Source organism: Sphingopyxis flava, from assembly GCF_900168005.1.
Classification (GTDB): Bacteria; Pseudomonadota; Alphaproteobacteria; order Sphingomonadales; family Sphingomonadaceae; genus Sphingopyxis; species Sphingopyxis flava.
The window spans coordinates 204444-225533 of the sequence record NZ_FUYP01000005.1 but is presented as its reverse complement, the minus strand read 5'-3'; the positions used below and the strand labels follow the sequence as shown (position 1 = coordinate 225533).

The window sequence follows — 21090 nt, the reverse complement described above, 5'->3', positions numbered from 1 at the left end:
TGCTCGAAGCAGCGTGCAAAGGCTGCCGGATCCAGCAGCCGGAAAATCCGGGAGAAGGTGTCATGGCTGGGAACCCCATTCTCAAGGCGCAGAAACTCCCGGAACAGATCCTCGCGATCCACCGCGAAATCCGCAAAATCCGAACAACTCTCCGCCCCGCAGATCGACGCCGTCAGCGCCATCGTCAGCACTTCCAGCAGATCGTGACGCCGCGCGTTGCCCGTTCGCGGATCGCGAAGATCATCAAACGCCGCGGCAAACCAGGACATGGATATCCTCCTTACTATGAAGGACACCCAAAGAATCCATATCAACTCATCGCGCTACTATATTTTTCAAATGCGATTCCCCTGAGCTTGCGGTGCACGAGTCCGCCCGATAGCGAAGGGACAATGCCTTCCGTCCGCCACATCAGCTTCGCCCCGCACGTCGCATCCGGCGCCCGGCTGCTGATCCTCGGCAGCCTGCCCGGCGCCCGCTCGCTCGCTGCGCGGCAATATTATGCCCATCCGACGAACCAGTTCTGGCGGCTTCTCGGCGCAGTCACCGGGCGCCCCCTCGCGTCACTTTCCTACGACGCGCGTCTCGCCCAGCTCGCCGCGGCGCGGATCGGTCTATGGGACGTGATCCGCACCGCCGCGCGCCGTACGAGCAGCGACGGCGACATCCGCGATGCCGAAGCGCACGATCTTTCGGAGCTGATCCAAACACTGCCAGACCTTTGCATGATTGCCTTTAACGGCGGCAAGGCCGCAGCGATCGGACGACGCCAATTGGCTACCGCCGCCGGCTCCATCACCCTGGTCGACCTCCCCTCGAGCAGCGCTGCGCACACAATCGGCTTCGAGGCCAAACTCGCTCAATGGATGCGGCTGCGCGAGGCGCTAAGCGGCTGATGCTTGCCGCCGCTGACCCGAGCTTCTAAGCGGCGTGCCATGTTTCGCCGCATCGACCATATCGACAGCTGGATCTTTGATCTCGACAATACGCTCTATCCGCCGTCAGCGAAGCTGTTCGACCTGATCGACGATCGTATGGGCGCCTTCATCATGCGACTTCTGGGCTGCGATGCCCAGGAGGCTCGACGGGTACAGAAGGGCTATTTCCACGATCATGGCACAACGATGGCGGGGCTGATGCGCCATCACGGCGTTGATCCCGAGCATTTCCTTGCCGACGTCCATGCGATTGCGCTCGATCGCATCGCACCCGATGCGCGCCTGCGCGCAGGGCTCGAACGCTTGCCGGGGCGGCGGTATATCTACACCAATGCCGATGCCGACTATGCCGCGCGGGTGCTCGATGCACGTGGAATCGCCGACCTGTTTGACGGGATCTGCGACATCCGCGTGACAGCCTATACCCCCAAACCGGAGGCCTCGGCCTATGCGGCGATGGTCGGGCATCTCGGCATAGACCCTGCGAAGAGCCTGTTCGTCGAAGATATGGCGCGCAATCTCTCCCCGGCGAAAGCCCTGGGAATGACCACGGTGTGGCTGGACAATGGTAGCGAAAGCGGCCATCGCGATCACCGGCCGGAGCATGTCGACTTTCACGTCAACGACATCGCCGACTGGCTCGACAGTTTGCCTTTACCTTGGGAATTTTCATGACGAGTGACCTGCAGACGACGATCGAAGCCGCTTGGGAGGTCCGCGACACGCTGGAGGTGACGACGCAGGGACCGGTGCGCGAAGCGGTTGCGGCGGCACTCGCGGGACTCGATGACGGCAGCCTTCGCGTGGCAGAACGTGACGCCGCCGGCGTATGGCAGGTCAACCAGTGGCTGAAAAAGGCGGTGCTGCTCTCCTTCCGCCTCAACGACATGGCGATCATCGAGGGCGGGCCGGGCGGCGCGACCTGGTGGGACAAGGTGCCGTCCAAATTTGCGGGATGGGGCGAGAATCGCTTTCGCGACGCGGGCTTCCGCGCCGTGCCGGGCGCGATCGTTCGCCACGGCGCGCATATCGGCAAGGGGGCGGTGCTGATGCCGAGCTTCGTCAACATTGGCGCCCGCGTCGGCGATGGGACGATGGTCGACACCTGGGCAACGGTAGGCAGCTGCGCGCAGATCGGCGCAAACGTCCACCTGTCGGGCGGCGCCGGGATCGGCGGCGTTCTTGAACCCTTGCAGGCCGGCCCGGTGGTGATTGAGGACGGCGCCTTCATCGGCGCGCGCGCCGAGGTCGCCGAGGGCGTGATCGTGCGCGAGGGCGCAGTGCTGTCAATGGGCGTCTATCTCGGCGCCTCGACCAAGATCGTCGACCGCGCGACCGGCGAGGTCTACATCGGCGAAGTCCCGTCCTATGCCGTCGTCGTTCCCGGTTCACTACCTGGCAAGCCGCTCCCCGACGGAACGCCCGGACCGTCGCTCTATTGCGCGGTGATCGTGAAGCGCGTCGATGCGCAGACCCGGACCAAGACGGCGATCAACGAGCTTCTGCGTGATTGATCGTCGCCGGCGACAGGCAGGAAACGATGTCGGCGGTCCAATCCAAGTCGTAAGTGGCAGGCACAAACTTGCGCGCGGAGCTCGGTGAAGCCCCACCGAGCGGATCGTAAAAGATCCAGCCCTTGCTGTTGTCGAAACCGGCGATCCGTCCGTTATCGCGTCGCGCACGGGCCGCATCGATTTCCCGTTCCTCGACGCGAAGACCTCGAATCATGCGGATGGACCCGTCTCGAATGTCGAATGCGCGATAATAATTTTTCCCGAAGATCCGAGTGTCAAATCCGGACTTGAACGTCCAATCGGCGGCATTGGTGGTGGTGGGAAGGCGAACCGTCGTAACCCGGCAATCAAATTCAGGAGCGTTGTAATAGGGCAGATCCTGATTCTGTTCGGGCGGGCGTACCCGCTTCTCGGGCGGGTTGAAGCCTCCGCCCGGCAGCGCCAGCGACCGGGCCCCACCACCGTCGCTTTCCCAGGCGACCTCCCAGCTACCCACGATCTTCAACACGCTCGCCCGGGCCTTTTGATCATAATGCCATTCGGCTTCGTCCACCGTCTGCCAGGTACTGCCGACCATTTCCCGGCGTAGCACCCCAAGCAACTGGTCGGCGCTGAGGCTCGACATCTGCACTTGCTGTTGGAGACCAGCGATGCCCCGGGTGATGATGGTGTTCGTCACGCGCGCCGGCCGGTCGAAGCCTGCTCGCGCGTCGATCTCGTATAGCGTGACCTCGTCCGGCGTGCCCGCCGGCCGCCATTCGCGCTTCTCGAGCGTTCCGCCGCGCGCCGTCAGTGGCAGGACCCACCGATAATCGATGACCGGATCGGTCGACGGTGTCGCCACCGGCGGCATCGTTCCGTCCAGCCAATATGGCGTACCGTCGATTTGCGCACGTACGAGAACATGATCGAAAAGTCCCGGGTTCGGCAGACGCTCATCGAAACCGTCATCATTTCCCTGATTGTTGACGACGACCGCTTCCGCCTCGATCCCGAGCTCGGCGAGAAGGCCCAGCAAGAGTGCGGTTTTGCCCTTGCAATCGCCATAGCGGCGCTTCCAGGTTTCGTCGGCGGCGGCGGGGGTCAGATTACCGTTTCCCAGTCCCACGTAGATATAGCGGACATCCTGCTGAACAAGCTTGAGCGCCGCGGCCGCCCGGTCAAGCGGGCGCGTATGCATGTTGGCGATCCGGCGCGCCTCGGCCTTGAGCGGCGACCCCTCCGGAATGTGCGCCGCTTTGGCGTACAGCGGGGCAAAATGCCGCGACACGGTCGCCCAATCCGGGAAATCGCTATACTCGACCACACGTTGCCACTGGTAGCGCGCAGGCGCGTCCTTCGGCGGGACCAGTGTTTCCGGATTGTCAAAAAGAAAATCAATGCCTCGCTCACCGGTCCGTGCAGCCGCCGCCATATAGGACGTCATCTGGATGCCGGGTTTCTGGCCCTCGTCCCAGCTCAGGCCCATCCGGATACGGCCAGGCTGTGGACTGGGAAGAAGAACAAGCAGGCCCGAATCCTGCTTGACGAGCGTGGGGTCGGTCGTTCGTGTGGTGAGGCCGACTTCAAGTTCGTCGCCGACGCGCAGGTCGGGCACACGCAATACAGCGGTCAACTCTCCGTCGAGCATGGCCGCCTCGAGCTGATCCTCGCGGCGCAAAATCTCGAAGGATGCGTTTTTGAGCACGTCGATCGTCTCGCCGTCGCGGTGCACGTTGATCGCGTGTACGACGGGTGGGCCCGAGGCGGGATTCCAGGCGATCGAGATATTGCCCAGTTGGAGCGCATTGGGATGCAAAATCCGCATCCGGTAGCCGAGATAATGCGCCTGTCCCTCATCGTCGAGATGCGCCAGAATATCTTGGCGGCGGACGAAAAGCGTCCCGCTCACCCCTTCAGGCACGGGCATCAGCTCCGATGGAATCACCCATTCCGGCGCGGGTCCCCGCTTAACCCGATCGTCCTCGGCCTCTGCCTCATTTGCGAGCGCGAGCGCGAGCGCGAGCGCGATCCAACCCCTTTTGCCCAATTCAACCCCCCATAATTTCCTGACATCATGTCGAAACCTTGCCCGAGCGCAAGGGGAGGATGGAAATAGGGTCTTATCGCTCGTTCAGATAATAGCGCTCGCGCGAAGTCAGATCGTCGTGGAGCTCATAAACGATCGGTTGACCCGTCGGGATTTCGAGACTCGTGATGTCGGCGTCCGAAATAGCCGAGAGATGCTTGACCAACGCGCGCAAGCTGTTGCCGTGCGCCGAGATCAGCACCGTTTTCCCCGCCCGCAGTTCGGGCGCAATCGCGCTTTCATAATAAGGGAGGACGCGGGCAATCGTGTCCTTCAGGCTTTCGGTTGCGGGGATGTCTATGCCCGCATAGCGCGGGTCGCCAGCAAGGTCATATGGCGAGCCCGCGTCGAGCGGCGGCGGCGGCGTATCGAAGCTGCGACGCCAGATCTTCACCTGTTCGTCGCCGTGCTTCGCCGCGGTCTCGGCCTTGTCGAGGCCCGTGAGACCGCCATAGTGACGCTCGTTGAGATGCCAGTCCTTCGTCACGGGCAACCACAACCGCCCCATCGCCTCAAGCGCGATGTTCAGCGTCTTGATCGCGCGCGTCTGGACCGAGGTGAAGCAGGTCGCCGGGGCGATCCCCTTCGCCTTCATCAATTCGCCCGCCGCCCATGCCTCGGCGGCGCCCTTTTCGGTGACGTCGACGTCCCACCAGCCGGTGAAGCGATTCTCAAGATTCCATTGCGACTGGCCGTGACGGATGAGGATAAGCTGCGGCATGAGCGGTCCTTTGGCAGGAGGGGATTCGCCGCCCTTTAGCCAGGCTTTCTCCCGAAGGCCAACACCCCTCTTGAAATGGTTTCGGCGGTTACCAGATTGGTGTCATCCAGCCGCCGCGACGGGGCTGGAGGAGGCTGCGGCGCGGTGCCGCTGCCCCATGACTTCGCTTTTTGAAGGAAGGAATGACCCATGCGTAACAGTTTGGACTGGACCCCCTATCGCCGCTCCACCGTCGGCTTCGACCGCTTGTTCGACTTTCTTGAGAACACGGGCTCGGCGGACAATTACCCCCCGTTCGATATAGAGAAGATCGCCGACGACCACTTCCGAATCACGGTCGCCGTCGCAGGCTTCAAGAACGACGAGATCGACATTACGGCCCAGCAGAACATGCTGACCGTCAGCGGCCGCAAGGCGGCGACGAAGGAAGGTGAAGAGCGCAAACTGCTCTATAGCGGCATCGCGACGCGAGCCTTCGAGCGCCGCTTCCAGCTCGCCGATTTCGTGCGCGTCGAACGCGCCGACCTTGCCGACGGGCTGCTGACAATCGACCTGGTGCGCGAGGTGCCGGAGGCGATGAAGCCGCACAAGATCGCCATCGGCGGCACGCAGCATGTGCTTGAGGACAAGAAGGAGGCCGCCTGACGCGCCTCGATTCGGGCAAGCTGACGACGATCGGGGTCCGGTCTCGCGACCGGGCCCCGTTATCCATCTAGAGCGCCCGCGTCATGAAGCGGCTGAACGGGTCGGGGCGATAGGCCCCAAAGGGCCCGCATTCAACGAATCCGTGACGGCGATAGAGCGCTTGCGCCGGCTCGAATGCTGCGCCCGAGCCCGTCTCGAGGCTCAGCCTCTCAAGCCCCCGTGCTTTCGCCTCCGCCATGATATGGCCCAGCATCCGCGCTGCGACGCCGCGGCGCAGGAAGCCATCGGCGGTGCGCATCGACTTGATCTCGCCGTGGCGCGCATCGAGCATCTTGAGCGCGCCGCAGCCCGCAAGCTCGGCGTCGAGATGAATCGACCAGAAGGTGACACCCGGCGCCTTCAACCCCTCGAAATCGAGGAAGTGGCAGCTTCCAGCAGGCGAATTTGCGAGCATCCCCGCGAAATGCCGTTCGAGCAGCGCGCGGATCGCAGCGCCCGACAGATCGTCCTCGACGATCCGCCAAGCAGCGCTCACAGCATCTGGTCCAGCGTCTGCAGGCAGGCGTGCGCGAGCAATTTGGAGCGTTCGGGTGACCAGCCCGCAACAGGATCGGGCAGGTCGCGATTATCCTTGAAGGGCATTTCGAGCGTCATCGACACCGCTCCGAAGCGCTCAGCGAGCTGAGTGGTCGACATCGTCAAATTTGCCTGGCCAGGCGCCGACTGTTCATAACCGAGCTCTATCTGGAAATCGGGACTGTTCCTGGCGAGGGCCGCCTGAAAGGCGAGAAACTTGGACATCTGCTCGTCCTTGAGCGATGGAATTCCCTCGAATCCCGCGAGGAAGACCGCAGGAATCGCTTCGTCGCCGTGGACGTCCATCGCCCAGTCGACCCCGGTCTCGTCCATCGCGCCTAGCACGCAAAGCACTTCCGGGCTGCGCTCGGCCGACGGATCGTGCCATTCGCGGTTGAGGTTCACGCCGGCATAGTTGGTACGCAGATGGCCGCGGCGCGAGCCATCGGGATTCATGTTCGGGACAATGTGCAACCGGCACTTCTGCCGCAGCGAGCGCGCATGAGGATCGGCGGGGTCGACGAGCTTCTCGAGCGCGCCTTCCATCCACCATTCTGCCATGCTCTCGCCGGGGTGCTGGCGCGCATAGAGCCAGACCTGTACCGGCCCCGTGCCCATTTCGAGGCAGTCAATCGGCTGACCCTCAAGGCTGGTGCCAAGACAGCGATGTGTAACGCCTTCGCATTCGGCGACCGAGGCCACGAGATCGTGATGTCGCTCCATCGAATAGGGCGCAAAATAGGCGACCCACAAAAGGGGACTTTCGGCGGTATGCCGGATGGTCAGCGTGCCGTCCGCATATTCGGTGTCGAGACGGAACCAGTTTTCGCGGTCGGTGCTTGCGCAGGCAGCATAGCCCGGCCAGCCATCGGGATAGGCCGAGCCCGCAAGGCCTGTGATGGCAAGTTGAAGTTCATCGCCCACAGCGCAGGCCACGCGAAAATGGAACCATTGATAGAAGTCGGATTCGCGGTCCTTGCGGATCGAAAGGCGGGCGGCGGTGCCGTCGACCGATTCCACGACGATGTTGCCGCTATCGAAAGCGGCGTTGATGCTGATTGTCATGGTACGGTGATAGTGCGTCCGGATTCGCCGGGGAAGTCCTTGAATAAGGCTTCGGCCAATTTCGCGGCGGCGAGCGACGGTTGCGCGGCCGGGGCCTTCACCGGCACCGAGGAGATCGCACGACCCTCCCACAAAGCGCGGCCAGTTGCAGCATCGTCAAGCCGTACGCTCAGCTGCAGATCCTGCATCTGGCGCGGTCCCCCCCCCAGGTTGAAGCCGATGCCAAGTCCGACGCCCGAGCCGTAGCTGCCGGTAGACCCGCCGACGCCGACCGACACAGGCGAGCGTTTTCCCGGCGCCGCGTGATCGCTGCGCTCAAAGCCGATGCGGACCTTTATGGGGACGGTGCTCTCACTCGCGCCTTCGGCAGCGACGAGGCCCTGCAGCTGCAATTGGCGCTCTACCGCGAGGCGATAGCTGTTCCATTCGAGCGACGGCTGGCTGCCGGGGCTCATGGCGGCCGGATCGGCGAGCGGCGCGCTGTCGACAACATAGCGCGTCCCCGGCGCCCAACCCGCCGGCGCGGCAGTATGGAAGCGCGTGACCTCGACGGGAGGAACGGGGGTCGCGCAGGCTCCGAGAGCGAGAGTGGCGGTGCCGAGCAGAACGGCAGGAAGATGACGCATCATGCCCGCATGATGCGCCAGAGAAGCTGGCTTGGCAATGAACGGCCTAACGGCTGCTTCGGCGGCGCCGCGCCGGTTGGGCTCGGTACGCCGGCCGGCAGGGCACCGTCACCCCGGCAGCTCAGCGATAGAAGATATGGTTGTCGATCTGCGCGACGCGCGTCTTGCGCCAGCCGGGCGAGACATAGCGCGCGTGGAAGAAGAGCGCGCCGGGCGCCTGGGTCTTCCAGCGGTCGTCGCGCGCGATCTGCGCGATCGCAAGCGCATTGCGCCACTGGCGGCTCGATTCACGAATTTTCGGCATCCTGCCCTGACGCACGAAGCTGAACTGGCTGCGCTGATGGACAACGCCGCAATAGCTCGCGGGGAAGCGGCCCGATTCGGCGCGATTGATGATCACACGCGCGACCGCAAGCTGGCCGGCGAGCGACTCGCCACGCGATTCAAAATAGACCGCTCCGGCAAGGCACCGCAGTTCGCGGTCAATGGTCGCGGGGGGCGGGGTCGCATCGACGAGCGCGGCAAGCGTTGCGGCGGCAACCGGCTTGTCCGCGGCATCGCTGCCGGGTGCGAGCTGCTCGTCGGTCTCGGCGTTCCCGTCGACAGGCATTTCGGTCGGGGTCGACGGATCGGCCGCTTCGGCCGTGGGGGACGCCTCGGCGCCCGGAAGAAGGATGGTGGGGGTATTGGCGTCCGCGCCCAGGCCGGTTGCGAAACCGGGTTCGGCCAGCAGCAGCATGGGAACCACGGTCATGCCCACGGCAGCCAGGCTGGCGGCGTTGAGAATGCGACTCATATTGTCCGTCAAAAGGGCGGCTGATGGACCGGAACTTTCAAGACAGGCGGGAGCTATTCTGTATGCCGCCTGCGGTCATCATCCGACTGCGTGTCCGAACCGTTCAGCCGGAAATTCTGGGCAAAGCCCGAAAATCCGCGGGACGACCTACGCGTTACTGAGGTGCGCGCCAGCTATTGTGCGGCGCAGCAATGTCAAGCGAGTGCGCCCCATTCAGCGACGAGTCGTGGCGCATCCGCGATATCCAGTTCGATCACCCACAGGTCGGGATCGGCGCTGCGGCGCCGTTCGACATAGGCGGACTGGGCTTGCGAATCCGCGAGATCTTCGGGGCCCACCGCGTCCCAGACATAGCCGCCGGATGGCGCGAAGCGCCGTTCAAGAAGCGGTCCGGGGGCGCTGCGGTCGCGGCACAGAACGAGAATAGCCCCGGCCCGCTCATCGCCCGCCGCGAGCACGGCGGCGAATCCTCCGTCGGCCGCGGCCCGGCGGAGGAGCAGGTCGACGAGAAAGCGGCTCGTCAACCGGCTCATGGGTGGATCGGGGGCGCGGCGTCAGGCCGCGTCACGCGTTTCGGAATCGGCAAGCAGCGCGTAGAGCGCCTCGTCGCTTTTCGCACCGCGCAGCCGCTCTGCGACGGCTTCGTTACGCAGCATCCGAGACACGCCCGCGAGCGCCTTCAGATGATCAGCGCCAGCGTCGAGCGGCGAGAGGATCACGAAGAGGAGATCGACTGGAAGACCGTCCACCGCCTGGAAGTCGATGGGTTTCGCAAGCTGCAGAAACAGCCCGCGCACCCCGGTGAGGTCGGCGAGCTTTGCGTGGGGCAGCGCGATGCCGCGCCCGAATCCCGTCGAGCCGAGGCGCTCGCGTTCAAGGAGCGCTTCGGCGACTTCGCCTGCGTCAAGGCCGAGCGAGCGGCTCGCGAGATCGCCGACGAACGGGAAAAGCGCCTTCTTCGAATCGAGCTGCACATGCGCACGCACGGTCGCAGGATAGAGGAGAGAGGATAGGTTCATGGGTCTGATCAAATCTGTCAAAGCGTCGGGACGAGCCGCCCGAATCGGGGATTGGCGATCGGTCGCGGATCGGTCGTGGCAGGCCCCGCCATCCAGGCATTAGGCGTCAATGGGCGCGGCCCTTAAGACGAATGGCGGAGAAAATCCAGCCCTCTATTGCGGTTCGACCCAGCCGATCGTGCCGTCGCGGCGCCGATACACCATATTATGCGCGCCGGTCCGCCCATTGACGAACAGCAGCGCATTGGTGTCGCGCAGGTCGAGCATCATCACCGCATCCGAGACGCTGGCCGTGGGAATATCGACGCGCGTTTCAGCGACAATCGCCGGCGCGTCGCCCGGTTCCTCATCGTCGCTGCCAGCGTCGAAGACAGTATAGCTTGCATTGTCCTGAATCTCGTCGAGGGTCGCGGACGGCTGGCTCGGACTGCTCTTGTCCTTGAGCCGTCGCATGTAGCGCCTCAGTTGCTTTTCGATGCGCTCGGCCGCACCCTCGAAAGCGACGTGCGCGTCCTGCGCCTGGCCGTGCCCCTTGAGCACAAGCCCCTGCATCACGTGCGCAACAATGTCGCACTGGAAGCTGTCATGCGGGCCTTTCCCAAAGATCGCGTGCGCCCCAATCGCGCGCGAGAAATATTTGTCGGCAATCGCGTTCATCCGGTCCGACACATGCGCCTGCAGCGCTTCGCCGGTTTCGATCTGATGGCCAGAGACGCGGATTTCCATTGCTCTTCTCCTTCGAGGGTCTCAGCGGCCGCCGCCGGAGGCGGCCGTCACGGACTATCGTGCCACAATGGCTGGTGCAGTGTGGCCACGAATTCTGCATGACGCGCGAGTTCGGCGGGAGTTGCGGCGTGCGGCCGCGGCTCACGGAACGGACGGGACGGAGCGGTTGCGGTGCCGGGCAATATCACGGTCGTACGACCGCTAATGTTTGTGCCCGCCGCGAGCCCCAGACCAATCTGTCGGCCGCCGGTCATTTCGATATAGAGATGGGCAAGCAGCTCCGCGTCTAGCAGCGCGCCATGCTTGACCCGATGGCTGCGATCGATCCCGTAGCGGGTGCAGAGTGCGTCAAGGCTGTGCTTCGCCCCGGGATGGAGTTTGCGCGCCATCTGGACCGTGCAGCACATACGCGCCATATCGAGCGGTGGCCGGCCCGCGCGCTCAAGCTCGGCGTTGACAAATCCGAAGTCGAACGCGGCGTTGTGAGCGACCATGGGCGCATCGCCCAAAAACACGAGCAGCTCGTCGGCGCGTTCCGCGAACAGCGGCTTGTCGGAAAGAAACTGGATCGACAGGCCGTGGACGGCTTCGGCTTCGGCCGGCATGTCGCGCTCAGGGTGAAAATAGGCGTGGAAGGTTCGCCCGGATTCGCGCCGGTCGATCAGTTCGACACATCCGATTTCGACCAACCGGTGTCCAGATCGAGGATCGAGTCCCGTCGTTTCGGTATCGAAAATAATCTCACGCATCGAAGCTTCAATCTGGACCTTATCGGGCGCGGAAACAAGAGGTGATGGCGCGAATCTGACGATGGGTCTCGCTTTTGTGACGCCCGGTTTCGATCACGAAATCGGCGCGGGCTCGCTTGACACGGTCGGGCACCTGAAGCGCGCGGATTGCCTTCAATTTTGCCTTGCTCATGCCAGGCCGGCGCAGGACGCGGCGGCGCTGAATCCAGAGCGGCGCCGAGACCACGGCGACCGCCCCGACGCGGCGAAAGCCGCCTTTTTCGAAGAGCAGGGGAATGTCGAGGACGACGACATCGCGCGCGCGGTGACGCGAAAGAAAGCGCCTTTGCGCGCGGCTGACAGCTGGATGGATGATCGCCTCGAGCGCGGCGAGTTCGTGTCGATTGCCCAGCACGCGCGCGCCGAGCTTTTGCCGGTCGACGCCCTGCGGTCCGGTGGTGCCGGGAAAGCGCGCCTCGATCGCACCAACAAGGGCGCCGCCCGGTCCCTGGAGCCGATGGACCTCGGCATCGGCGTCGAAAACGGGCACGCCTTCGCGCTCGAACATGGCCGCGGCGGTTGACTTGCCCATGCCGATCGATCCGGTGAGCCCGAGGATGAAAGGGCGGCGAAGCCGCGATGCCGGTCGCTTATAATGCGTCACGCGATGAGCAACGCGCGCAGTTCGTCATCGCGTCCTTCAGGCGGCGACTGGCCGAAGAACAGCTCGAAGGCGAGCGCGGCTTGGCCCATCAGCATGTCGAGCCCGTCGACACGATCGAGACCGCGCGCCTCGGCCGCCCGGAGCAGCCCTGTGCGCAGCGGCGAATAGACGAGGTCGTACACGATCGCCCCCTCGGGCAGCGGCGTCAGGTCGAGATCAAGCGCCGGCTGGCCGGCCATGCCAAGACTGCTCGCATTGACCAGAAGCGCCGCAGCGGGCAGCGGTGTGTCGAGTGCAGCAGCCTCGCCCTTGAGGCCGAAGGTCGAAAGCAGGCCCATCGCCTTGAGGGGGCTGCGCGCGAGCATGGTAACCGTCCCGACGCCCGCACGTGCGAGTGCAAAGAGGACGGCGCGCGCTGCGCCGCCCGCACCGACCACCACGACTGGCGCGCCGGCAAGGTCGATTTCGGCGAGGGGGGCAAAGAAACCCGCGGCATCGGTATTGGTGCCGATCAAAGACCCGTCACTCTGGTGCACGACCGTGTTCATCGCGCCGATCGTAGAGCGGATGTTGCCGGGGTCATCGACCAGTTCCATGATCGCCTCTTTGTGCGGCATGGTGACGTTGCAGCCGCGCCAAGCGGGATCGGCGCGGCGCTCATCGATATAGGCGGCGAGCCCCTCGGGCGTCACATGCGCGCGGGCGTAAAGTCCGGACATGCCGAGAGCATCGAGCCAGAAGCGGTGGATCAGGGGCGATTTCGACTGGGCGATCGGGTCGCCTATCACTTCGGCATAGGGAAGGCTGCTCATGAGGGGGCGAGTCCGGTCGCGCGCAGCCAGGCAAGCAGCGGAAGCATCGGCATGCCGATGATGGTCCAAGGGTCGCCCTCGACCCGGTCGAACAGTTGCACGCCCGCTCCCTCGATCTCATAACAGCCGACGGTCCAGCGGATGCTGTCCCATTCGCGGTTCACATAGTCGGCGATGAAGGCGTCCGACAAGGGGCGCATCCACAGCTTCGCCTCGCCAATTGCGCGCCACACCGGGGCGCCGTCGCGCGCGGCCACCGCGGCGCTGAACAGTCGGTGGCGCGTCCCCGCCATTCGGCGCAGATGCTGCGCCGCTTCGTCGGGACTTTCAGGCTTCGTCAGCATCGTCCCGTCGTCGAGCGCAAGAGTTGAATCCGCGCCGATCACGATGACGCCCGGAAGCCGCGAGGAAATCTTGACCGCCTTCGCTTCGGCGAGCGCGTCGGCAATATTGCGGGGAGTCTGGCCGGCAGCGCGCAGTGCGGCCGTGAGGGCCTCCTCGTCGACATGCGCCGCGGTCCGTTCGAATTCAAGCCCGGCGGCTCGAAGCATCGCGGCACGGCCGCTGCTTTGCGACGCAAGAACGAGCGTGCTCATGCCGCGGCCCGGTCCTCGACCAGCTTGATGACCGCGGCGGCGGTTTCCTCGATCGAGCGGCGCGTTACATCGATCACGGGCCAGCCATTGTCGGCGAACATGCGCCGCGCGTACGCGAGCTCAGCCCTGACGCGCTCTTCGTCAACATAGGCAGTCTCGGGCGCCTGATTGAGCGACAAGAGGCGGTTGCGACGCACCTGCACGAGCCGGTCGATTCCCGTCGTCAGCCCCACGACGAGAGGACGCTTCAGCGTAAAGAGCGTGTCGGGGGGCGGGGATTCGGGGACGATCGGGATGTTCGCGGCTTTGAAACCGCGATTGGCGAGATAGATGCTTGTCGGTGTCTTGGAGGTACGCGACACGCCCGCAAGAACAATGTCGGCCTGCTCCCAATTTTCCCAGCCAATCCCGTCATCGTGCGCGACAGTAAACTGGATCGCCTCCACGCGCGCGAAGTAGGCGGCGTCGAGCACATGCTGGCGCCCTGGCCGCGCCTTCGCCTCCTGTCCCAGCATTCGCGAAAGAGCATCGGTGACGGCGTCGAGTGCGGGAACTGTCGGTAGGTTCAGCGTTGCCGCCCGCCGTTCCAGACTCGCACGTAGCTCGCCGTTGACGAGCGTGAAGAGGATCATGCCGGGGCTCGCCTGCACCTCGGCCATGATGCGATCGAGATGGGATTCGGATCGCACCATCGGCCAGAAATGGCGCACCACCTCGACATCATCGAACTGCGCGATCGCCGCCTTGGCGATATTTTCAAGCGTCTCGCCTGTGGAATCGGATATGAGGTGGAGGTGAAGACGGCTCATCCTCCGAGCTTTCCGATGCACTGCAAAAAAAGGCAAGCGCAGACACGTGACCGAGCGCTGTGGATAAATTCGGGCACAAGCCGCGGGACAGGACGGGCATTCATAAATCATCCCCACCGCTGCCGATTCCGCTCCACCTTTTTTCCACAGCAGGTGAATCTTATCCACAGGCTGTGAATTAGGCGAACATAAGGGAGCGACTCTGTGACGAAGGGGAGCCGGTCAAAGAGTCAAGCTGTTGGCAAAGGCGGTGTGGGTGCCTAAAGCCGCGCTGTTCGACCGCCAACAACTACCGCAATCATTCTCTATATATGGTTATGAAGATAGAAAGAGGGCCCGCGTGAAGGCTTCACCGAAGAGTTTGCTGGCAACGCTGCGCGGAGTGCGGCAGGAGCAGCCCGCGCTTTGGCTGATGCGCCAGGCAGGGCGATATCTACCCGAATATCGCGCGCTGCGGGAAGCCAAGGGCGGCTTTCTCGAGCTCTGCTATGATTCAGAGGCGGCGGCCGAGGTGACGCTGCAGCCAATCCGGCGGTTCGGATTTGATGGCGCAATTCTCTTCTCGGATATTCTCGTTGTCCCCCATGCGCTGGGGCAGGATCTCTGGTTCGAGGCCGGCGAGGGGCCGCGGCTTGCACCGCCGCTGATCGACGGCACTCTTGCAGCGCTGGAGGCAGCGCCGCAACGGCTCGAACCTGTCTACGCGACCGTTGCGCGGGTCGCGGCAGCATTGCCGCCCGAAACCAGCTTCCTTGGTTTTGCGGGGAGTCCATGGACGGTCGCGACCTATATGGTTGCCGGCGCGGGATCGAAGGATCAGGCCGCGGCGCGGCGCCTCGCCTATGGCAACCCCTCCGCTTTCGAAGCAATCATCGACGCGATCGTCGAAGTCACAGTGACTTACCTCTCGGGGCAGATCGAAAATGGCGTCGAGGCGGTCCAGCTTTTCGACAGCTGGGCAGGGAGCCTCAGCCCCGCGCAGTTCGAACGCTGGGTGATCGCGCCCAATGCCGAAATCGTCCGCCGGCTGAAGACGCTCCACCCCGACACGCCGGTGATCGGCTTTCCAAAGGGTGCCGGCGGCAAGCTTGCGGCCTATGCCAATGAAACCGGGGTCGATGCGGTCGGGCTTGACGAGACGGTCGATCCCGGCTGGGCCGACGCGGTGCTGCCACCGCACCTGCCGGTCCAGGGCAATCTCGATCCGCTGGCGCTCGTCGCCGGCGGCGCGGCGCTCGACGAAGCGATCGATCGCATCCTTGCAGCTTTCCCCGCGCGTCCCCATATCTTCAATCTCGGGCACGGCATTGTTCCGGACACGCCGATCGCCCATGTCGAGCATCTGATCGAACGCGTGCGAGGCGGGTAGGCGATGACGGACTGGGTCGGATTTCTGGGGGTGACGATGCTTTGGGTCAAGGCGGCGCATGTGATTTTCGTCATCTTCCTGATGGCGGGTCTGTTCATGATGCCGCGCTTCTTCGTCTATCATCACCAATGCCCGGTGGGATCCGAAGAGGACAGGAAATGGATTGAGCGTGAGGACCGGCTGCGCCGTATCATCCTCAACCCCTCGATCATTCTCGTCTGGGTGCTGGGGCTGATGCTCGCGTTCAACGGCGGTTATTGGTCGGAGGGATGGTTCCACGGCAAGTTGCTGCTCGTCCTCCTGCTGTCGGGCTATCACGGCTGGCTGATCGGCTACTTCAAGAAATTGCGGCGCGGCGAACGCTCGCTCAGCGAAAGCCGGCTGCGGTTGCTCAACGAGGTTCCTGGAATCGCCGCGGCAATCATTGTCATATTGGTGATCGTTCGCCCCTGACGCTCCGCCTCGACGCAGCCGATTGACTTGCACTGGCGTCGGTTATAGGGGCCGATCAACTCCCGCGCCCGCGCGGGCGGCGCGCGATCCGCGCCGCGGCTATCGAAGCGGCCGTCCCCCGGTCGGATAGGCACCCCCCGGTGCAATGACATAATGTTTATTTTTTCCTGAATTTTTCATCCTGGAATCATCCATGCATCTTAAAGAACTCAAGACGAAGTCGCCCGCCCAGCTTGTCGAAATGGCGGAGGATCTGGGGGTCGAAGGCGCGTCGACGCTGCGCAAGCAGGATTTGATGTTCTCGATCCTCAAGGAACTGGCCGAAGAGGGCGAGGAGATCATCGGCTCAGGGACGATCGAGGTCCTGCCCGACAGCTTCGGTTTCCTGCGTTCGTCTGAGGCCAATTATCTTGCGGGTCCTGACGACATTTATGTCTCGCCGAACCAGGTTCGCAAATATGGGCTGCGCACTGGCGATACTGTCGAGGGCGAAATCCGGGCGCCGCGCGATGGCGAGCGATATTTTGCGCTTACCAAGTTGATCAGCGTGAATTTCGACGATCCCGATGTGGTCCGCCACCGCGTCAATTTCGACAACCTCACCCCGCTCTACCCGAACCAGAAGCTGTCGCTCGATACCGTCGACCCGACAGTCAAGGACAAGTCGGCGCGCGTAATCGACCTCGTCAGCCCGCAGGGCAAGGGGCAGCGTGCGCTGATCGTCGCGCCGCCACGCACGGGCAAGACGGTCCTGCTCCAGAACATCGCCAAGGCGATCACCGACAATCACCCCGAGGTCTATCTGATCGTTCTCCTCGTCGACGAGCGTCCCGAGGAAGTTACCGACATGCAGCGCAGCGTGAACGGCGAGGTCGTTTCCTCGACCTTCGACGAGCCCGCAACGCGCCACGTCCAGGTCGCCGAAATGGTGATCGAGAAGGCCAAGCGTCTTGTCGAGCACAAGAAGGACGTCGTGATTCTGCTCGACTCGATCACGCGCCTCGGCCGCGCCTACAACACCGTTGTCCCCTCGTCGGGCAAGGTGTTGACCGGCGGTGTCGACGCCAATGCGCTCCAGCGCCCGAAGCGATTCTTCGGCGCCGCGCGCAATATCGAGGAAGGCGGATCGCTGTCGATCATCGCGACCGCGCTCATCGATACGGGCAGCCGCATGGACGAAGTGATCTTCGAAGAGTTCAAGGGCACGGGTAACTCCGAAATCGTTCTCGACCGCAAGGTCGCCGACAAGCGTATCTTCCCGGCGCTCGATGTCGGCAAGTCGGGCACCCGCAAGGAAGAATTGCTCGTCGAGAAGGACAAGCTCAGCAAGATGTGGGTGCTTCGCCGCATTCTCATGCAGATGGGAACGGTCGACGCGATGGAATTCCTGCTCGACAAGATCAAGGATTCGAAGACCAACGAGGATTTCTTCGACAGCATGAACCAGTAAGCGCCGGCGATGGCGGTGGTTGAGCATGCCTTGTTGCCCGTTCGTGCGGGAAGCGAAGCCGAGTTCGAGGCGGCCTTTGCCAAGGCACGCCCGCTGATCGAGGCTTCGCCAGGTTTTCTTTCGATCGAAATTCGCCGCCCGGTCGGAACCGGACAGCCTTACCTGTTGTTGGCAGAATGGAGTTCGGTCGCGGACCATCGCGACGGCTTCCGGCAATCGGATCGCTACCAACAATGGCGGGCGTTGCTGCACCGCTTCTATGACCCTATTCCAGAGGTCAGCTATTTCGGGGATCCGCTGTGATATTGGAAATTTTGACGCAAGCAGCCGCCGCGCAGACCTTGGGCGGGCCGGACGGGATCTGGGCGCATATCGTCGCCGATTTTTCGAACATCACCGAGCCCGCCGCGCTGGCTGCCTTTCTGCAGGTTCTGATGATCGACATCGTCCTCGCGGGCGACAATGCGATCGTCGTCGGGGCGCTCGCCGCAGGGCTTCCTGCCGAACAGCGCAAGAAAGTGATTCTGATCGGCGTCCTTGCGGCGCTGGTGCTGCGCATCGCCTTCGCGCTCGTCGTCACCCAGCTGATGCAGATCGTCGGGTTGATCTTCGTCGGCGGGCTGCTTTTGATCTGGGTCGCGTGGAAAATGTGGCGCGAGCTTCGCGAAGGCAGCCATTCGGCCGGTTCGCCCGAGATCGAGGGCGATGAGCATTCGGGCCTCAAACCCGCCAAAAGCTTTGCAGCCGCCGCATGGGCAGTCGCGGTTGCCGACGTCAGCATGAGCCTAGACAATGTGCTTGCGGTTGCGGGTGCGGCGCGTGACCATCCCGGAATCCTGATCGTCGGGCTCGTTTTCGCGGTCGCGCTGATGGGTGTCGCGGCGAATATCATCGCCAAATATATCGAGCGCTATCGCTGGATTGCCTATGTCGGACTTGCCGTGATCGTCTATGTCGCGGTCAAGATGATCTACGAAGGCTGGATCGACCCCAGCGTCGGTATGGGGACCTTGTTCGGCTAAAAGATAAGGGCTGTCATTGCATCGTCGGGCAGGGGCGCGACGATGCGATGGTCCCGATGGCTGAAATATCGGGTCGCAGCGAAGCGCTGACCGTTGCAGCGGGGCTCGACGCCGCCGGTGTCGTCGTCGTACATCTCGGCGGCGAAAAATGTCCGCCTGTTTCGCCTCATACCAAAGCGATCGGTGGATTCCGCCTGACAGTGCGGGCGTAGCAGCATGCCGAGACATCGGCGGTGCTTTGCGAAATGGTCGCAGCGCCCGTACCTACCGAGCGCATCCATGCGGCGCGCTTTACCATCGGCCGGCCTGCGCTGGCTATCATGGCTCGATGGGGGCTATTCTGTTCCCTTATGCCGTCACATTCGGGCGCCACGCCCTGCAATATATTCCGCTATCGCCCGCGTCCTTGCTGCAGATGTCCGTCAACCAGCAGGGTCGCGGAGATTGCCATCTTTCTCTCGATCCGGCTTGAACCGGGCTGCTGGGGCCCCGATCTTGCATATCATGTCTCAACTTCACATGACCCGCGTGGCCGTCGGCTGCCCAGATTTTCCAACACTTGCCGAGCGGATCGCGTCGCGCGCGGTGCAGGGCGAGGTGCGTTTCGCGACGCGGTTCAAACCCAAGCGGGCCAGTGAGCTGATCGGGGGCCGGCTCCATTTCATCGTGCGGCACATGATTGTGGGACGCGTCGAAATTCTGCGTTTTGCCGACCGCGGGGATGGACGGATCGATATCGTCTGCCGCGGGGTGCTTGAGAGGGTGCACCCGCAGCCTAAGCGGGCGCACCAGGGGTGGCGCTATCTCACGGAGGCTGATGCGCCGCGGGGTATCGACGACAGCAGCGTCGGCGACCTGCCGCCCGAGCTTTATCGCGAGCTAGCCGAACTCAGCCTGATCTAGCCGGGCGTCCCTTCGACTGCAGCGCGAAAACTGTCGGCGCGCGCCATCGCCCAATAGCGGGCGCTCGCGACCGATGCCGGGTCGTCGAGCAGGATCCCGCGCGGATAGAAATTATAGATGCGGTCGATCGAATCCGAGCGCGCCGAGTTGAGCCGTTCGTGGAGATGATGAGGCCGGATTGCCCAGGGGCTGTCGAGCCCCATCGCGCAGCTGATGTCCCACAGCGCCGAGACGGTGGATGCCTGGAAGCGTCGGACACGCTCGGCTTTTTCGGGAACGACAAGTCCGCGCTGACGGCCGGGGTCCTGCGTTGCAACGCCCGTCGGACACTCGTCGGTATGGCATTTCAATGACTGGATGCACCCCAGCGAGAACATGAAGGCGCGCGCAGCGTTCGACCAGTCGGCGCCGAGCGCGCAATTGACCGCGAGGCCTGCACCCGAATGCACCTTGCCTGACGCGGCAAGGCGGATTTCTTCCTTCAGTCCGCAGCCGACGAGCGCGTTACGCACGAAGATCACAGCTTCGCGCAGCGGCATGCCGACGCGGTTGGAAAACTCGACAGGTGCGGCGCCGGTACCGCCCTCGGCTCCGTCGATGACGATAAAGTCGAGCCGGATGCCGGTCTCGAGCATCGCCTTCATGACGGCATAGATTTCATGCGGCTGGCCGACGCACAGCTTGATGCCGACCGGCTTGCCCCCCGATAACTCGCGCAATCTGGCGGCCCATTCGACCATCTCGATCGGCGTGGAAAAGGCCGAATGCGCCGCGGGCGAGATGCAATCCTCGCCTATCGGGACGCCGCGTGTGGCCGCGATTTCCGCGCTGACTTTGGGACCGGGTAGAACACCGCCGAGCCCGGGTTTTGCACCCTGGCTGAGCTTGATCTCGATCATCTTGATCTGATCGTCCTGTGCGCAGTCACGAAAGCGTTCGGGGTCGAAATGGCCGCGGAGATCGCGACAGCCGAAATAGCCGCTACCCAGTTCCCATACGACGTCGCCGCCGTGGAGGCGGTGATAGGGGCTGAAGCCGCCCTCGCCGGTGTCATGGTAGAAATTTCCGAGCCTTGCACCAAGGTTCAGCGCTTCGATCGCCCGGGCGCCGAGCGAACCAAAACTCATCGCCGATATGTTGAGCAGCGCCGTATCATAGGGACGCGCGCATTGCGACGTGCCGACCCGGACGCGCTGGGTCCGGTCGTGGCCGCGCTCGGGAGCTATGCTGTGGCTCATCCACTCATATTCGTCCGAATAGACGTCAAGCTCGGTACCGAAGGGGTGCGCGTCGAGATCCCCCTTGGCGCGGGCATAGACGATATCCCGCTCGGCTCGGGTGAATGGGCGTCCGTCGAACGGGCTTTCGACGATGTAGGAATAGAGAAAGGGTCGCAGATCCTCGAACAGCCAGCGAATGCGGGCGATCAGGGGATAGTTGCGGCGTAACGTGTGCTGCCGCTGGAGCGCGTCGAAGAGCGCAACGAGCAGCAGCGGGACCCACAACAGCAGCGTGAAGCGGGCTGGTGTCCAAAGGACGGCCAGTGCCGCAAGGAGCAACAGGGCGGGAAAGATGAACCAGCTGCGCACC

Annotated in this window: 27 protein-coding genes; 10 read left to right on the top strand and 17 right to left on the bottom strand. The window is 63.5% G+C overall.

All coding sequences use genetic code 11. From position 1 onward, the window contains the following. Positions 1-269, bottom strand: a 269-nt coding sequence (locus B5X69_RS06150; RefSeq protein ID WP_139375667.1) for a transposase family protein, incomplete at its 3' end; no start/stop codon positions are given. A 123-nt stretch (positions 270-392) separates the two neighbouring features. On the opposite strand from B5X69_RS06150, the gene B5X69_RS06145 reads away from it, so the two are divergent. The 3 genes from B5X69_RS06145 to dapD are packed head-to-tail and all read left to right on the top strand — an operon-like array spanning position 393 to position 2452. After that, positions 393-896, top strand: coding sequence for a DNA-deoxyinosine glycosylase (locus B5X69_RS06145; RefSeq protein ID WP_079637806.1), 504 nt, complete (start codon positions 393-395; stop codon positions 894-896). A gap of 39 nt (positions 897-935) precedes the next feature. Further along, the gene (locus B5X69_RS06140; protein WP_079637805.1) at positions 936-1613 is read left to right on the top strand and encodes a pyrimidine 5'-nucleotidase; all 678 of its coding nucleotides are present in this window, start codon (positions 936-938) and stop codon (positions 1611-1613) included. Then, positions 1610-2452 (top strand): 2,3,4,5-tetrahydropyridine-2,6-dicarboxylate N-succinyltransferase, encoded by an 843-nt coding sequence (gene dapD, locus B5X69_RS06135; RefSeq protein ID WP_079637804.1) that lies wholly within the window; start codon positions 1610-1612, stop codon positions 2450-2452. The genes B5X69_RS06140 and dapD overlap by 4 nt, the downstream gene beginning before the upstream one ends. On the opposite strand, the gene B5X69_RS06130 is transcribed toward dapD, so the two are convergent. Both B5X69_RS06130 and gpmA read right to left on the bottom strand, forming a co-directional pair. Further along, positions 2430-4481, bottom strand: coding sequence for a DUF3857 domain-containing protein (locus B5X69_RS06130; protein ID WP_245798633.1), 2052 nt, complete (start codon positions 4479-4481; stop codon positions 2430-2432). The two genes, dapD and B5X69_RS06130, sit on opposite strands and share 23 nt — an antisense overlap. A 73-nt stretch (positions 4482-4554) precedes the next feature. Next, positions 4555-5241, bottom strand: coding sequence for a 2,3-diphosphoglycerate-dependent phosphoglycerate mutase (gene gpmA, locus B5X69_RS06125; protein WP_079637803.1), 687 nt, complete (start codon positions 5239-5241; stop codon positions 4555-4557). Between the two features lie 189 nt (positions 5242-5430). Between gpmA and B5X69_RS06120 the strand changes: the two genes are divergently transcribed. Next, entirely contained in the window at positions 5431-5886 is a 456-nt protein-coding gene (locus tag B5X69_RS06120) for an Hsp20 family protein (protein WP_079637802.1), read from the top strand. Between the two features lie 67 nt (positions 5887-5953). On the opposite strand, the gene B5X69_RS06115 is transcribed toward B5X69_RS06120, so the two are convergent. The 12 genes from B5X69_RS06115 to B5X69_RS06060 form a co-directional block, all read right to left on the bottom strand. Beyond that, positions 5954-6421, bottom strand: coding sequence for a GNAT family N-acetyltransferase (locus B5X69_RS06115; protein ID WP_079637801.1), 468 nt, complete (start codon positions 6419-6421; stop codon positions 5954-5956). Then, the gene (locus B5X69_RS06110) at positions 6418-7527 is read right to left on the bottom strand and encodes a M14 family metallopeptidase (RefSeq protein WP_079637800.1); all 1110 of its coding nucleotides are present in this window, start codon (positions 7525-7527) and stop codon (positions 6418-6420) included. The genes B5X69_RS06115 and B5X69_RS06110 overlap by 4 nt, the downstream gene beginning before the upstream one ends. Next, on the bottom strand, positions 7524-8153 hold the full coding sequence (locus tag B5X69_RS06105) for a DUF4136 domain-containing protein (RefSeq protein WP_245798631.1): 630 nt from the start codon (positions 8151-8153) through the stop codon (positions 7524-7526). The genes B5X69_RS06110 and B5X69_RS06105 overlap by 4 nt, the downstream gene beginning before the upstream one ends. Before the next feature lie 121 nt (positions 8154-8274). Further along, on the bottom strand, positions 8275-8949 hold the full coding sequence (locus tag B5X69_RS06100) for a cell wall hydrolase (RefSeq protein WP_079637798.1): 675 nt from the start codon (positions 8947-8949) through the stop codon (positions 8275-8277). Between the two features lie 194 nt (positions 8950-9143). After that, positions 9144-9482, bottom strand: coding sequence for a DUF1491 family protein (locus tag B5X69_RS06095; protein WP_079637797.1), 339 nt, complete (start codon positions 9480-9482; stop codon positions 9144-9146). A 21-nt stretch (positions 9483-9503) separates the two neighbouring features. Continuing rightward, positions 9504-9968 carry a PTS sugar transporter subunit IIA gene (locus tag B5X69_RS06090; RefSeq protein ID WP_053555843.1) on the bottom strand — a complete coding sequence of 155 codons (465 nt, stop codon included), beginning with the start codon at positions 9966-9968 and terminating at the stop codon, positions 9504-9506. Positions 9969-10121: 153 nt separating this feature from the next. Further along, entirely contained in the window at positions 10122-10694 is a 573-nt protein-coding gene (gene hpf, locus B5X69_RS06085; RefSeq protein ID WP_079637796.1) for a ribosome hibernation-promoting factor, HPF/YfiA family, read from the bottom strand. A 47-nt stretch (positions 10695-10741) separates the two neighbouring features. After that, positions 10742-11443: a DNA polymerase III subunit epsilon gene (dnaQ, locus tag B5X69_RS06080; protein ID WP_079637795.1), complete on the bottom strand. Its 702-nt coding sequence runs from the start codon at positions 11441-11443 to the stop codon at positions 10742-10744. 19 nt (positions 11444-11462) lie between these two features. Next, complete coding sequence (coaE, locus tag B5X69_RS06075; RefSeq protein WP_245798630.1) at positions 11463-12014, bottom strand: dephospho-CoA kinase; 552 nt, start codon at positions 12012-12014, stop codon at positions 11463-11465. Positions 12015-12082: 68 nt separating this feature from the next. After that, on the bottom strand, positions 12083-12898 hold the full coding sequence (locus tag B5X69_RS06070; RefSeq protein ID WP_079637793.1) for a shikimate dehydrogenase family protein: 816 nt from the start codon (positions 12896-12898) through the stop codon (positions 12083-12085). Further along, a complete protein-coding gene (locus tag B5X69_RS06065) occupies positions 12895-13494 on the bottom strand; it encodes a Maf family protein (RefSeq protein ID WP_079637792.1) in 600 nt (199 codons plus the stop codon). The genes B5X69_RS06070 and B5X69_RS06065 overlap by 4 nt, the downstream gene beginning before the upstream one ends. Next, a complete protein-coding gene (locus tag B5X69_RS06060) occupies positions 13491-14303 on the bottom strand; it encodes a pyruvate, water dikinase regulatory protein (protein WP_079637791.1) in 813 nt (270 codons plus the stop codon). The genes B5X69_RS06065 and B5X69_RS06060 overlap by 4 nt, the downstream gene beginning before the upstream one ends. Before the next feature lie 340 nt (positions 14304-14643). Here B5X69_RS06060 and hemE point away from each other — a divergent pair, with 340 nt between their 5' ends. The 5 genes from hemE to B5X69_RS06035 all read left to right on the top strand — a co-directional run bounded on the left by hemE (position 14644) and on the right by B5X69_RS06035 (position 18597). Further along, entirely contained in the window at positions 14644-15672 is a 1029-nt protein-coding gene (gene hemE / locus B5X69_RS06055; RefSeq protein WP_079637790.1) for a uroporphyrinogen decarboxylase, read from the top strand. 3 nt (positions 15673-15675) lie between these two features. Further along, positions 15676-16125, top strand: a complete 450-nt coding sequence (locus B5X69_RS06050; protein ID WP_079637789.1) for a CopD family protein — start codon at positions 15676-15678, stop codon at positions 16123-16125. A 193-nt stretch (positions 16126-16318) separates the two neighbouring features. Further along, complete coding sequence (rho, locus tag B5X69_RS06045; RefSeq protein WP_079637788.1) at positions 16319-17575, top strand: transcription termination factor Rho; 1257 nt, start codon at positions 16319-16321, stop codon at positions 17573-17575. A 9-nt stretch (positions 17576-17584) separates the two neighbouring features. After that, positions 17585-17878 (top strand): antibiotic biosynthesis monooxygenase family protein, encoded by a 294-nt coding sequence (locus tag B5X69_RS06040; protein ID WP_079637787.1) that lies wholly within the window; start codon positions 17585-17587, stop codon positions 17876-17878. After that, positions 17875-18597 carry a TerC family protein gene (locus tag B5X69_RS06035; protein ID WP_425441501.1) on the top strand — a complete coding sequence of 241 codons (723 nt, stop codon included), beginning with the start codon at positions 17875-17877 and terminating at the stop codon, positions 18595-18597. The genes B5X69_RS06040 and B5X69_RS06035 overlap by 4 nt, the downstream gene beginning before the upstream one ends. Here B5X69_RS06035 and B5X69_RS20885 read toward each other — a convergent pair. Further along, a complete protein-coding gene (locus B5X69_RS20885; protein WP_139375679.1) occupies positions 18594-18878 on the bottom strand; it encodes a hypothetical protein in 285 nt (94 codons plus the stop codon). The genes B5X69_RS06035 and B5X69_RS20885 overlap by 4 nt on opposite strands. Before the next feature lie 238 nt (positions 18879-19116). Between B5X69_RS20885 and B5X69_RS06030 the strand changes: the two genes are divergently transcribed. Further along, entirely contained in the window at positions 19117-19500 is a 384-nt protein-coding gene (locus tag B5X69_RS06030) for a DUF1489 family protein (protein WP_245798628.1), read from the top strand. On the opposite strand, the gene B5X69_RS06025 is transcribed toward B5X69_RS06030, so the two are convergent. Beyond that, a complete protein-coding gene (locus B5X69_RS06025) occupies positions 19497-21089 on the bottom strand; it encodes an FMN-binding glutamate synthase family protein (RefSeq protein WP_079637785.1) in 1593 nt (530 codons plus the stop codon). The genes B5X69_RS06030 and B5X69_RS06025 overlap by 4 nt on opposite strands. Between the last annotated feature and the right edge of the window lies 1 nt (position 21090).

Excerpts from the sequence above, each read along its gene's own strand:
- B5X69_RS06145 (WP_079637806.1), top strand. The coding sequence starts at position 393 with ATGCCTTCCGTCCGCCACATCAGCTTCGCCCCGCACGTCGCATCCGGC.
- B5X69_RS06140 (WP_079637805.1), top strand. The coding sequence starts at position 936 with ATGTTTCGCCGCATCGACCATATCGACAGCTGGATCTTTGATCTCGAC.
- dapD (WP_079637804.1), top strand. The coding sequence starts at position 1,610 with ATGACGAGTGACCTGCAGACGACGATCGAAGCCGCTTGGGAGGTCCGC.
- gpmA (WP_079637803.1), bottom strand. The coding sequence starts at position 5,241 with ATGCCGCAGCTTATCCTCATCCGTCACGGCCAGTCGCAATGGAATCTT.
- B5X69_RS06120 (WP_079637802.1), top strand. The coding sequence starts at position 5,431 with ATGCGTAACAGTTTGGACTGGACCCCCTATCGCCGCTCCACCGTCGGC.
- B5X69_RS06110 (WP_079637800.1), bottom strand. The coding sequence starts at position 7,527 with ATGACAATCAGCATCAACGCCGCTTTCGATAGCGGCAACATCGTCGTG.
- B5X69_RS06105 (WP_245798631.1), bottom strand. The coding sequence starts at position 8,153 with ATGCGTCATCTTCCTGCCGTTCTGCTCGGCACCGCCACTCTCGCTCTC.
- B5X69_RS06100 (WP_079637798.1), bottom strand. The coding sequence starts at position 8,949 with ATGAGTCGCATTCTCAACGCCGCCAGCCTGGCTGCCGTGGGCATGACC.
- B5X69_RS06095 (WP_079637797.1), bottom strand. The coding sequence starts at position 9,482 with ATGAGCCGGTTGACGAGCCGCTTTCTCGTCGACCTGCTCCTCCGCCGG.
- B5X69_RS06090 (WP_053555843.1), bottom strand. The coding sequence starts at position 9,968 with ATGAACCTATCCTCTCTCCTCTATCCTGCGACCGTGCGTGCGCATGTG.
- hpf (WP_079637796.1), bottom strand. The coding sequence starts at position 10,694 with ATGGAAATCCGCGTCTCTGGCCATCAGATCGAAACCGGCGAAGCGCTG.
- dnaQ (WP_079637795.1), bottom strand. The coding sequence starts at position 11,443 with ATGCGTGAGATTATTTTCGATACCGAAACGACGGGACTCGATCCTCGA.
- coaE (WP_245798630.1), bottom strand. The coding sequence starts at position 12,014 with ATGGGCAAGTCAACCGCCGCGGCCATGTTCGAGCGCGAAGGCGTGCCC.
- B5X69_RS06070 (WP_079637793.1), bottom strand. The coding sequence starts at position 12,898 with ATGAGCAGCCTTCCCTATGCCGAAGTGATAGGCGACCCGATCGCCCAG.
- B5X69_RS06065 (WP_079637792.1), bottom strand. The coding sequence starts at position 13,494 with ATGAGCACGCTCGTTCTTGCGTCGCAAAGCAGCGGCCGTGCCGCGATG.
- B5X69_RS06060 (WP_079637791.1), bottom strand. The coding sequence starts at position 14,303 with ATGAGCCGTCTTCACCTCCACCTCATATCCGATTCCACAGGCGAGACG.
- B5X69_RS06050 (WP_079637789.1), top strand. The coding sequence starts at position 15,676 with ATGACGGACTGGGTCGGATTTCTGGGGGTGACGATGCTTTGGGTCAAG.
- rho (WP_079637788.1), top strand. The coding sequence starts at position 16,319 with ATGCATCTTAAAGAACTCAAGACGAAGTCGCCCGCCCAGCTTGTCGAA.
- B5X69_RS06040 (WP_079637787.1), top strand. The coding sequence starts at position 17,585 with ATGGCGGTGGTTGAGCATGCCTTGTTGCCCGTTCGTGCGGGAAGCGAA.
- B5X69_RS20885 (WP_139375679.1), bottom strand. The coding sequence starts at position 18,878 with ATGGATGCGCTCGGTAGGTACGGGCGCTGCGACCATTTCGCAAAGCAC.
- B5X69_RS06030 (WP_245798628.1), top strand. The coding sequence starts at position 19,117 with ATGACCCGCGTGGCCGTCGGCTGCCCAGATTTTCCAACACTTGCCGAG.